This is a genomic window from Tolypothrix sp. FACHB-123, assembly GCF_014697075.1.
In the GTDB taxonomy this organism is placed as follows: domain Bacteria; phylum Cyanobacteriota; class Cyanobacteriia; order Cyanobacteriales; family Nostocaceae; genus Aulosira.
The window spans coordinates 21,463-32,690 of sequence record NZ_JACJRE010000073.1 but is presented as its reverse complement, the minus strand read 5'-3'; the positions used below and the strand labels follow the sequence as shown (position 1 = coordinate 32,690).

The 11,228-nt window shown below is 43.6% G+C and carries 6 protein-coding genes; 1 reads left to right on the top strand and 5 read right to left on the bottom strand.

All coding sequences use genetic code 11. From position 1 onward, the window contains the following. Positions 1 to 118: 118 nt before the first annotated feature. The 4 genes from H6G41_RS29705 to H6G41_RS29690 all read right to left on the bottom strand — a co-directional run bounded on the left by H6G41_RS29705 (position 119) and on the right by H6G41_RS29690 (position 3,775). Positions 119 to 583: a hypothetical protein gene (locus tag H6G41_RS29705; RefSeq protein WP_190751356.1), complete on the bottom strand. Its 465-nt coding sequence runs from the start codon at positions 581 to 583 to the stop codon at positions 119 to 121. Between the two features lie 224 nt (positions 584 to 807). Continuing rightward, positions 808 to 1,422, bottom strand: coding sequence for a hypothetical protein (locus H6G41_RS29700; protein WP_190751350.1), 615 nt, complete (start codon positions 1,420 to 1,422; stop codon positions 808 to 810). A 344-nt stretch (positions 1,423 to 1,766) separates the two neighbouring features. After that, positions 1,767 to 2,795: a site-specific integrase gene (locus H6G41_RS29695; protein ID WP_190751348.1), complete on the bottom strand. Its 1,029-nt coding sequence runs from the start codon at positions 2,793 to 2,795 to the stop codon at positions 1,767 to 1,769. A 191-nt stretch (positions 2,796 to 2,986) separates the two neighbouring features. After that, entirely contained in the window at positions 2,987 to 3,775 is a 789-nt protein-coding gene (locus H6G41_RS29690) for a hypothetical protein (protein WP_242038107.1), read from the bottom strand. A gap of 388 nt (positions 3,776 to 4,163) precedes the next feature. On the opposite strand from H6G41_RS29690, the gene H6G41_RS29685 reads away from it, so the two are divergent. After that, a complete protein-coding gene (locus H6G41_RS29685) occupies positions 4,164 to 4,820 on the top strand; it encodes a TnsA endonuclease N-terminal domain-containing protein (protein ID WP_190751346.1) in 657 nt (218 codons plus the stop codon). 537 nt (positions 4,821 to 5,357) lie between these two features. Here H6G41_RS29685 and H6G41_RS29680 read toward each other — a convergent pair. Next, a complete protein-coding gene (locus H6G41_RS29680) occupies positions 5,358 to 11,225 on the bottom strand; it encodes a DUF4157 domain-containing protein (RefSeq protein WP_190751344.1) in 5,868 nt (1,955 codons plus the stop codon). Positions 11,226 to 11,228: the final 3 nt, after the last annotated feature.

The window sequence follows — 11,228 nt, the reverse complement described above, 5'->3', positions numbered from 1 at the left end:
AAATCGTGGAGTTCTGCATCTAAACAATCCCACACCGGAGCAAGTGAAGAAGTTGGTGGCGCAACTGAAATCTCATCAAGCACGTCCCAAATCGTTAATTGACGGTATGTAGTCATTTTTATGATTCTGGATGTAACGGACAAGGACGCACTGGACAGTGGCTAGAGCCAATCTCAAACATATCCTTATATTGATACAGCGAAACACCATATTCTTTGGCGAATGCTTGTAATACCTTATCTGTATAGGTGCGAATCTTGCCAGCAGTCAGCCCAAAACAGTGAATAGGTTCGAGTCGACAAATCGGTTTTTGCCCCAACCACAATTCAGCACCCAAGGCATGTAATGGTTTATCTCCCGGCTCTTTGTATAAATACAGCACAGCAAAATACGTAGCAGGTGGTTCGACTGTTATCGAATCAATTTTGGAATTATTTTCCGTTCGGCGGCGGTAGAACGAACGGCGATTATGGCAAATGCGCGGATTCCAACATCCATCCCCATCCGTTCCATGCAGTACTTTAGCTTGAGATGTTGGCAACTTAGCACATAACTGGCACTTGGGGTCTAATGGTTTGGGCATATCTGTTTTCAACAAGTCGGAAGTAAGAAGTCGCAAGTCGGAAGTCGGAAGTTGGAAGCCGCAAGTCGGAAGTACAGTTTTGTAACCGGGATTTAGAAAGAGCCACAAAACTTGCGGCTTTTTAGAAGCCACGGACTTAAACCCGCCGTACAGCCCTTTGGGCATGACAATGGCGCAGCCGACGCACCAGAAGTTTGTTAATTACTTCCGACTTCCGAATTATTTTAATTGCTCAGTATGCCAACCAAAATTTCCATTAATCCTGGTAATTCTTCAGGCACCCGATATAATTTCAAGTCTTCAGTTATCTGTTTTTCTTGACGAATATATTTAGCAAATCGCCAATCTTCACCAGTAGTTACTGCTCCATAAAGAATAGGTGTATCTGAGTTTATCCATTGGTCAAGAGCAATTAATTCCACTGCTAGTTGGATAAATCCTCTACTTAAATCTGCTTGCTTGGCTTCAATTACTAATAAACCTCGACCTCGATCAATGTAATAATCTAAACTACCTTTTAGTTGGTCACTCACATTAATTGGATATTCAATATTCAATTGAGTTTGTGTAATTTCACATACTTCTAATAATATAGGTGCAATAATTGCTTGCTTGCGTGCATCTTCACTTAGTAGCTTGACTCGCCTGAGATTACGCTCAATCAATTGCTGTAATTCTTCTGTTCTCTTAAGTCCAGATTCTAATTTTGGTAATTGTAACCGTTCACGTTCATAAACATAACCCAAGTCAGCCAATATATCTTCTGGAGAAAATGGTAGCTCAAAATATTTACTAAATGTATAACTTTGTCCTGGTTGAATTATTCGTGGGCGACTCATAATTTTTTAGTGTAAAAATAACCAATTATCGAAACAAAATTCAGGAGCCAGAAGCCAGAATAAGCGCATGAATTTTGTGCGACTGGTGAGGTAGTCCGTTGGCGGGGTTCCCCCACTTAAAGGAACTGCCGTTAGCGCAGCGTAAAGCCTTCGGCATAGCTTCGCTTAGAGCGACGCAGGAGCGTCATCCGTAGGGTGAATGAATAAACGGCGTTTTTGCACCCCCTTCAAATCTTAGATTTGGAGGTTTTCTCCCAAGGGGAGTCGCACTCGCGTTCAATCAGTCGCAGGTCTGAATCCCCGACTGATTAATTCTGAGTTCTGAATTGTGACAAATGTATTCTTCAATATTTTTCTTGCTCCTCTCCAATAGCACGATAATAAGCAGCGATCGCCGCTTCTTGCTCACTGCGGAGTGTATAGCGTCGAAAAGCCTTCTCGCTTTGGTGTCCTGTCAGCTTTCGCGCATGAGTTGGGTCTACACCTAACAGCAATAAGTCAGTAGCATAAGTGTGACGGAATTGATGTGGATGCAAGTCTTCAATTCCTGCGAGTTCCCCAATTTTCTCGACAGCAAAGTAAATACCGTGATAAGAAAGGCGATCGCCTTTATATGAAGCATGGTGTGAAATCATTAGTGGGCTTTGGCTATTTAATTCTTCACTCTGCTGGGAGCGCGATCGCAAATAATCTGCTAATACTTCGCGGCTTTGGGAGCGCAGTGGTACTAAACGTGGTTCATTCGTTTTTGTATCCGGTAAGAAAAGGAGTTTACCATCGAAGGAACCAACATTTAACTGTACAATTTCCCCAGCACGAAGTCCGTGGCTGAGGATGTGGACGAGTGCTGTGTCCCGTTGTTTTGTTTCTCCAAGAAATTCTAAAGCAGACCAAACCCTTTCCATCTGCTCAGGAGTCAAACTTTGGGCGGGTGGGAGCGGAACCTTTTCTAGCTTTACCCCTTGTGTGGGATTGGTAGTAATGATTTCTGGATAAGTGAAGCACATCCATTTGAAGAAACTTTTGATAGCAGCCAGCCCCGCATTGATACTACTTTTTGAGAGTGATTTACCTGTATCAGTCTTAACTTCATCTCTTAAATATTCCTTGTACAACCCAAAGTGTCGTGGACGTAGCTCATGATAATGCAGCTGTGTCCATCCCAAAAACCGCTTGAGTTCGCGAGAGTAGAGCTTACGGCTGTTGGGTGCGAGATTGTTGCTGCGTAAAAATTCCAATACTTTCACCCACCGAATATCAGTTGGCGGGGTTTTTAAAGTATGCCTTTTACTACCTCCTGACTCTCTATTAACTGTGGTATCTTCAATGGAAATTAATTTAATTGGTGGTAAAGAATCTGCACTGTAATTCATGAATTATTATCTCCTCTGTTCAAGTAGCTAGTACAAGTCGGCGTAAATCAACAGACCATTCATAATCAACACAACGCTTACTCTGTCTTAATTTTGAATTTTGAATTTTGAATTTTGAATTTTGAATTCCGCCCTGCGGTACTAGAAGCTTTTGGTTACCCGAATTAATGTATATCTGTACCCATTCAAAATTACATGCCAGCAGCAGTAAATGCTTGACTCAAAACATCAACCAAATTCAAACTTTCTGCCCATTGTGTCAGGTATGTGTAATCCAAACCCTCTGCCTGCAACTTTAATATCCCTAACACATCACGCCACTGTTTTTCAGATTGACTCCCTTGACCCCAGCGCAATTTTTGTAGAATTGTATCTTCTGCCGAGGCTACCCAAAACTTAGGTATTCCTTCTAAGTTAATTAGCTGGCGACGTACCATTTGTGATACTGCAAATGCTGAATCGTCTGTAATATAAATGTCAGCATTTGCAATAGTTTCAGTATGTGTAATATTCAGGATGCGCTCACGTCCTTGCTTTAAACCCTCAACCGCACCGGCAGGACAATAGTATCCTGCTTCTTCAAGTGTTGCAACCAACAAATTGATTTGCTCCGGTTGGACTGCAATTACTAAATCTAAATCACGAGTTGAACGCGGTTCTCCATGTAGCGAAGCTGCAACACCACCAGTTACATAGTAAGGAATATTAGTTGACTCAAAAATTTCGTGTAACTCTGCTGCTAACGAGATAGAATCCTGAATCCACATACTTTCATCATGACCTTTGGGGTGAAAATCAATCCGATATTTTTCTGCTAGTACAGCACGGGTAAATACATGACGTATTTGTTCGTTAGATGCTCCATGATGTCGAGATTTAATTCCTGCAAGGCAAAGTTTCTTCACTCCTCGCTCATGAGCCATGAACATTTCTAAGCGTTGGGAAAGTGAAAGTTGCCGTAGACGAGCAAACAGATACATATCTGCCTCAATGTTTGTATCAGTTGCTTGCGGCTGGTAAATCCCAACATTTTTATCCACAACAGCACCTATTCCACTTCCATATTCTTACTTCCGACCTCCGACATCAACCATCATACACAATCACGCCCGCAATCACAAAATAAGATACCCTTATCTTATATACGATAAAATCTCCGATTAATACCTTCTACTGTAGATGTAGAGGGATAAAAAAGTTGAACAATTGTGGGTTCGCAGACTAAGTGAAATCTGTGCGGACTAAATGAAATTTGTGCAGACTAAGTGAAATTTTATTTCGGAGTAAGTGAAATAAACTTGAGATCCCATAGGCTTTAAGAATACCGGGCTTCAAGCAGCTAACTGTCCGGGAAGGACAGGTGCTCCCGTGGTCAAGTCGGTAAGAAAAATAACTAACTCCCACAGCAAGAAAAATATCGGTCTGTTTTCCAGCTTCAAAATGCAGACCGGGATTTGGTATGAGTCTCTAATTGAGCGGGACTATATGTACCTGCTGGAAACTGACCCAGATGTTCTGTCATACGAAAGTCAGCCACTGAGCATTTTTTACAATTTTGCTCATCGTCAGCGACGCTATACTCCTGATTTTTTGGTTGAACGAAGGAGTAGAAAGCTGTTAATTGAGGTCAAACCAGCAAGCAAAGTAGATTCCCTTAAGAATCTGAAGTTATTCCGAATTATTGCTCCTATCTGCCAAGAGCAAGGTTGGGAATTTGTAGTAGTTACAGATGAAATGATTCGAGTTCAACCGCAGTTGAATAATCTCAAGCTCCTCTACAAGTATATCTGTGAGCCATTAAGTATTAAAAACTACCTGGACTGTTACCAATACTTTCGAGTGGAAGTCACAACATCTATAAAAAAAGCACTTTTGGATTTAGCTAGCAAGCAAATTACTATAAAAACTTTGTACAAGTTAATTTTTTTGGGATTCCTAAAAATCGATCTTAGACAACCTATTAGTTTAGAAAGCTCAATTTGTATGAGTCAAATGGCGCTTTTTGGGGTTAGAGCGATCGCTTAACTGGAGGAGAAAATAGAGATACGTATAATCCCTTATTGGTCTATGTATTATTTAAAGTTGAGTAGGTGTGGCTTGAAAAAACTCCTCGGCAATGAATTGCGATCGCTTGCAGCTATATTAAACCTAGTGCCTAGAGAATTTGGACTCAACAATTGATTCCGAAACAAATCAGCTACAATCCTTATATAACAATCAATTCAGCCCTTGCTTTTGATTTTGGCGGCAAATTTCATCTAGTCTGCGAATTTGGTAGGTAAACTTCACTTAGTCTGCGAATTAATTTCACTTAGTCCGAAACAAAATCAGCCAAAATCCCTATTATTGCGTTCGGAAAATTTCATTAAGTCTGCGAACCCACACTGCGATCGCCATTTTTGGTTCGTGACCAAATTTGCGTTCATCCTATACTGCGTAAGGCTTTAGTACACTTTTCACATTTTTGGAGAGTGTAGATTTAGCGTAAAGCTAGTCAGGCTATAGGTTCGGCAAGCTTTTACTTTAAAAAACGGCAATCTTTTCCTTTAAGTCACAATTTTTTCAATCGGTAATCATTGATTGTGTTTCTATATACTTCTTATAAGTTTTCCAAGCAGCCTTACTTTGATATTTATCGAAAACAGTTGCTCTTTCTGGATCAAATTCCACCACCATCGGATCGTTATCAGGGATAGGTTCTGTTCGTGAGTTAGCGTCAAGTATTAACCCTTTTTTGGCATACCATTCTATGGTTATCTTCTTGCAATGAAACTTTCCTTTACCTCCCATTTCTATTTTCCACGCAACGTTTAAAGGATGATCACTATTAGCCAAGGTTGACAAAGCTTTGATTTGCCCTTCAAATGGGATCATATGCGAGTTTGCACTATATGTACCTGCTACCAAGTTAGTAGATGCTGTTTCGCCGCCCAGTCCAGCTCCCTGGATATGCAACCATTCCCAGTTTTTCTCCAATGCTCCTGTTATTTCTTTACCATAAGCATATGCTGCGGCATTAGTCTTATTCATGGCTTGAATTTGACCGCCACCTCTATCTTTCCGTCTTGCTTGAGCCGTATATACTTTTGTTTGCCTTTCAGGAGGGGAAAGATCCTTGTCTAACTTATCCGCAATTTTTTTAAAGTCTTCTTTCTTCTTCGGATCTGCTTTTTCCGAAACCTTGTCTACGTTTAGCTTCTCATTATCCTTCTGCCCTGTTAGTATTCCTTCCGGTGTCTCAATTTGCTTCGGATAGTAAACTGCATTATCCACTCCAAAAGTGCTAGCTTTGATATATGTTAGCCGGTAATATCCTGGGTTAGCTCCTAAGAACAGTTTGAAATGTGTCTTATGCTGCAATTTTTTCTTTTCGATATGTCTGAATTCATCATCTGACGGTACTTGGAAATCCCCATAATACACGATCATGCCTCGAGCATCAGGGTGTTTCCTCATATGGCTGCCGCCACCGGATGTAAATTCTCCATAATGTTTTTGGAGTTCGGCTAAGAAATTCATTACCTCTTTACGGAATTTTTCAGCATCCCTTGCTGCTTTTGGATTTCGTTTTTTCTGAGATATGTACTTCGTTTTTTCTCTTTCTTCATTTTTCAGTTTAGAGTAACGGTTGGTGAATTTCTCAAGTGTCTTTTCATCATTCAATTCAACTTTTATATCCCCTTGTGTTTTTAGTTCATTTAGCTCCTTCTTTTCTCTAGCCAGATATGAATCACACTCATTTAGGAGTTCACGTATACGCTTTGCCACATCTGAAACTTCACCTGGAACTATAGTTATTGTCCTCTTCCCCGCACCTCCCGACTTGGGCTTGAGAATAGGTATTTTCCTTTCCGCTTTTTTCTCTCCATACTTCTTCTTTGGTGGGCTTGCAACATAGTTATAATCCCATGTTGTGCCTCCATCAATTACTATTAGTTTCTTGAAAATTGGGTGCTGTCTCTTCACTGTTGCGACAACTTTCTCAGATCCTTCTCTAGTTATCTTCCCTTGCTTTAGATATTTTGTTTCTTCTCGATCAATCGCTGCCAGACCAGCTTTCACCTTACGGTCATGTTCAGCTTTCTGGCTCTCTTGTTTTTTCTTGTTATCTTTTCGGTTGATCGCTGCTGACCCAGATTTTGCCTTCTGAGCATACTTTTGTTTATCACTAATACCTCGATGTTTCTTATCTTTCCGCTCCCATATTCCGGGCTTCTTAGTAAACTCGTTCTTTATTGCATCTATTTTCTTATTCGCTGCATCCCGCTTCTTCTTCAAAGCATCTAACTGTTTCTTGCCAGCCTTACTCTTGAGAAGCTTGTTTTTCTCCCGCTCATACCGTTTGTCTACAGCTTCCTTCTTATTCTTAATCCACTTCTCGGCAGCTTCTTTCTTCTTCCGCGCTGTCGCTTTAGTTGCTTTGATCTTCTTGCCTAACTTGCTCTGCTTAAACTTATTACTGACTTTCTTGTAAGCCTTCACACCCTGGTCAATCACCCAATCGATCGCCTTATCAATCGGCTGCCGCATCTTCTGAATAATCGCCTGTACCTTGCCGCTAATGTTACCCAAGCCCAAAATTCTAGCCAAGAAGTCGATCGCCACCGGTATTGCTTTAGCCAGGGAATCCTCAACCGCCTGCGCTGCCTTATCGATTGCACCACTAGCAACTAAAGACACCGCATCCAGGATGGAGTTAATCAAATCGGCAATCTGTTGGGCGTGTTCGATGAAAAACTTGATGATATCGTAGATCGCCTTACAAGCTTTAATGAATGCCGAAGCCGGACTCATCAGCCCAATAATCCACTGCACCCCAGCCACGATCACATTCTCAATCAGGAATTGCATGATGGGGTCTAGCACCATCGACTTGATGTCGCCCAGGCGTTCCTTGATCACCTGCCACACACCAGCTACACCTTGGGTTGCCAGAATGCGGAACATCTCGAAGCTTTTTTCCAGATGGCTGACCTTTGACTCACCGTCTTTACCCATCCGTTTCACTGCCTTAGCCCGAATCGCATCATATCCCACCCCTAGCACCTGGATCACCAGACTAAAGATGCCTTGGGAATCTAAGCTGGTGGGCATTTGAATATTTGCCCCAGCTAAAGCACCAGTCAGCCAACTCAGCAACCCCTGCATCAGATACTTGCCGATGTTTTTGACAAAATTGTTAAAGCCAAGCTTGAGGGCATTAAACAGATTGCTCAAGAAACCAATCGGGTCTTTGAGGATGCCGCCAATCACACTGGCAACTCGCGCCAACACCTCCAGCAGCATTTTCGCCAGTTCAATGATCGTCTTGATCACACCGACGATGAAGTCGATCGCTTTCTGAATTAAGCCCTTATTTTCCTCTTGCATTTCCTTAATACGGGTATCGATCGCATCAAGGTTTTCTTTGTACTTCTGCGCCAGGGTGTCAATCAGTTCGTCCTGCTTGTTATCGATTTCCTGTTCCAACCCGTCAAACTGGGTTTGGATGTTTTCTGCTGCTTCAACACCAATTTCTTTCAAGTCTTCCGGCAGTTTAGCAACATACTCCTTGACCTGCTTTCTGCCATCCGCAACGTCATTTTTCGCCTCAGTTAACCCTGTCCCGACAATGGCAACTACTTTATCGATTACGCCATCCATGTATTTAAGGTACAGGTCTCGCCCTTCTTCGTAAAACCTATTAACTTCGTCAGGCATCCCCCATAGTTTGTCGTGTATCCATTTTGCTGGACCCAATAAATTGTTCCACCTCAAGCCATAACGGTCTTCCTTATAATCATCCATCCGTTTGCCAACATATTCCTCAAATACCTTCCTAGCCTCCGCCGCACCTGCATCAAACGCATCGGATACGTCAGTCGTCAATTTCGCTAGTTTGGTATCAACCTTGGTTTTTGTCGTTTGATAAATCTTGTCAATGTCTCCTGCAATTTTGGCGCGGGATTGCTCGTCCTTGCTTTTGCCTTCCTCCTGCTTTCCGGTCACTTGCTCCAGCGATTGACTGCGTTCCCCATGCATTCCCTGAAGTTTCTCTTGGGTTGTCGCAGCAGCAGTAGATTCGGCCTGGGAGAGTTGACTTTGCTCACCCTGGCGATAGGTTTGGGGTGCTGTTTGGGAATGAGTCTGGGCAGTTTTCTTGCTATCCAGTGCCGCTTGAAACTGCGGCTCGTTCGATTTCGCCAACTGCTCCTCAGTAATATCCGCTTCCGCCAACTGCTGGTCTAGTGACTGGCTTCTGGCTTGCGCTGGTGCTTCAACTTCACTTTGCCCCTTCGACTTGGGTGCTGCTTTCTCGGCTCCATTTATCGATGGCGTTTCTCCGGGTTGATTCGGTGGTAGGGGCGTAACAGGCTTGGGTGTAATACCACTGGCGTCAGGCGGTGCTTTTGTTTTTTCCTCTAACGGGCCTTGGGAATCTTTCTGCTCCTCACCCACCTTCCCCGTCACATCGTTCTTGACGGATTCCAGTTTGTTACTATTCTTAAACTGATCTGCCTCTTCCAGGTTCTTAGGCGTGATGTCAGCGATGCGCTTCATCAGTGCTTCTTTAAAGGCTTTAGCATCAAACGGCGGTGTGGGAGCCGCCTCCATCTCATCGACTTGCTTGTCTTGCGCCTTGCTCTCTACCTCATTACTGGGCGGTTCAGCCGCAGCCTGCGCTTCCTGAGATTTTTCCTCAGCCGGTTGGTGTTCCTTTTCCTTAGTCCCTACCTCTTGGGCTTGGCTGACCACTTCCTGATACGCCTGATCTGCCTCTGGGGAATCTGGAGCCGCATCACCTGCCGCTTCCTGCCGTTGAACTTGAAATTCCGCTATTCCTGCTTCTGCCACTAATGGTTGTTGCTGGACATCACTAAATCCTGAAGTATCTGCTGATGCTGCTGTTGGTGCTAGGTGGTTAGAGCGTCCCTGAACCTTTTGTTCTGTTATTACTGCTGGCTCGGCAGATTCATTATGTTTGGTTTTTGACTGTAGTTTATTTTTCTTATTATTTTCCTGCTTGGGGAGGGATTTCGGCTGTACTGCATTCCCATTTTGCTGAACAACGTGAGTTAATTCATGTGCCAGCAGTTCCTGTCCGCGCTTACTCCCAAGGGCAAATTCGCCATGTCTAAAGAAAACATCTTGCCCTGTGGTAAAAGCACGAGCTTGAATGGAACGGTTTAGCTTGTCTGCATGGGTATCTGCGTGAATTTTTACACCGCTAAAATCTGCCCCGAAGGCATTTTCCATAGAACTGCGAACAGGATCTGGCAGAGGTTTTCCCTTGCCCCGTGCGTGCTTAATTGCAGATTCTACGTCTGTCGTGGCATCTGTGCCACCCTCACCAGACCGACGCTGCACCAACGGCTGCATCTGCGCCATTTTATCTTCTTCATCCTTATCCTGATGCCCAGCACTAACTTCTGACTTAGCCTGCATCAGATGTTTATCATCATCTTCTGGTTGCTTATGTGGGTCAGCACCGGGATGAGATTTTTTCTGGACGGATAGCTTATCCTCATCTTCTTCCTTTTGCCCATGCTCTACATGAGTGTCAGATTTTTTCTGAAGGTGGTTTAACTTATCTTCCTCTTCCGGTTTTTTAGTGGAGCCAGCGTCAGGATGAAATTTTTTCTGGATGGGTAGCTTATCCTCATCTTCTTCCTTTTGCCCATGTTCAGCATGAGTGTCCGATTTTTTTTGCAGGTGCTTCAGCTTTTCGTCTTCCTCTTCCTTCTTAGATTTGGAGTGATTACTGGCTGCTTTCTTGCGAAGGAGTTTCTTCTTGTCTTCTTCCTTAATCTTTTTGGGTTGAGGTGGGGCAGCCAGGGCTGTTTTTTTCGCAGCCTGCTTTTGCTTGTCTTCCTCATCAGGCTTCTTCGTTTGCACCAGTTCCACTGCTGGTTTCATCTGAGCCTGTTGCTCGTCCTCTCCGGGCATTACCTCTCGTTGAATCGCCGTTATCTGTGGCTTTTTCTGCACTTCCTCTTCAGGCATCTTCTCTCGCTGAATTGCCTCACTTCCAGCCGACTGCACAGCACTAGGGGAATTAATTCGCTGCACTACTGCGGCGGCTGTCCGGTCAGCTTCCCGTTCATACTTATCACCAACTGGGCCAATTGTCAATTTCGTTTGCAGGGGTGGCTGTTGACTTGAGGTACCACCGTTTTGCCGTGCCTGTGTAACTACTTGGTTAACATAACTATTCCCATACTGGCGTTGCAAGTGCAGCAGTAAATTTTTGTTGGCGGGTTGTTGAGAACCTGGGGCACGATTGAGTAGGGCAGCATGATTACCAGCATTAGCAGCATTACCCACGCGAGACAGCGTTTGTACCAATTGACTCTGCTGGTAACTTTTTCCCGGTCGGCGACTTCCCCCCACAACTGAATACTGTGGCACTTGTTTGGAACTGGCGTTATGCTTCTGTTTGGGTACGCGCATAAT

Coding starts and splice junctions, on each gene's coding strand:
- H6G41_RS29690 (WP_242038107.1), bottom strand. CDS start 3,775: ATGTATCTGTTTGCTCGTCTACGGCAACTTTCACTTTCCCAACGCTTA.
- H6G41_RS29705 (WP_190751356.1), bottom strand. CDS start 583: ATGCCCAAACCATTAGACCCCAAGTGCCAGTTATGTGCTAAGTTGCCA.
- H6G41_RS29680 (WP_190751344.1), bottom strand. CDS start 11,225: ATGCGCGTACCCAAACAGAAGCATAACGCCAGTTCCAAACAAGTGCCA.
- H6G41_RS29695 (WP_190751348.1), bottom strand. CDS start 2,795: ATGAATTACAGTGCAGATTCTTTACCACCAATTAAATTAATTTCCATT.
- H6G41_RS29700 (WP_190751350.1), bottom strand. CDS start 1,422: ATGAGTCGCCCACGAATAATTCAACCAGGACAAAGTTATACATTTAGT.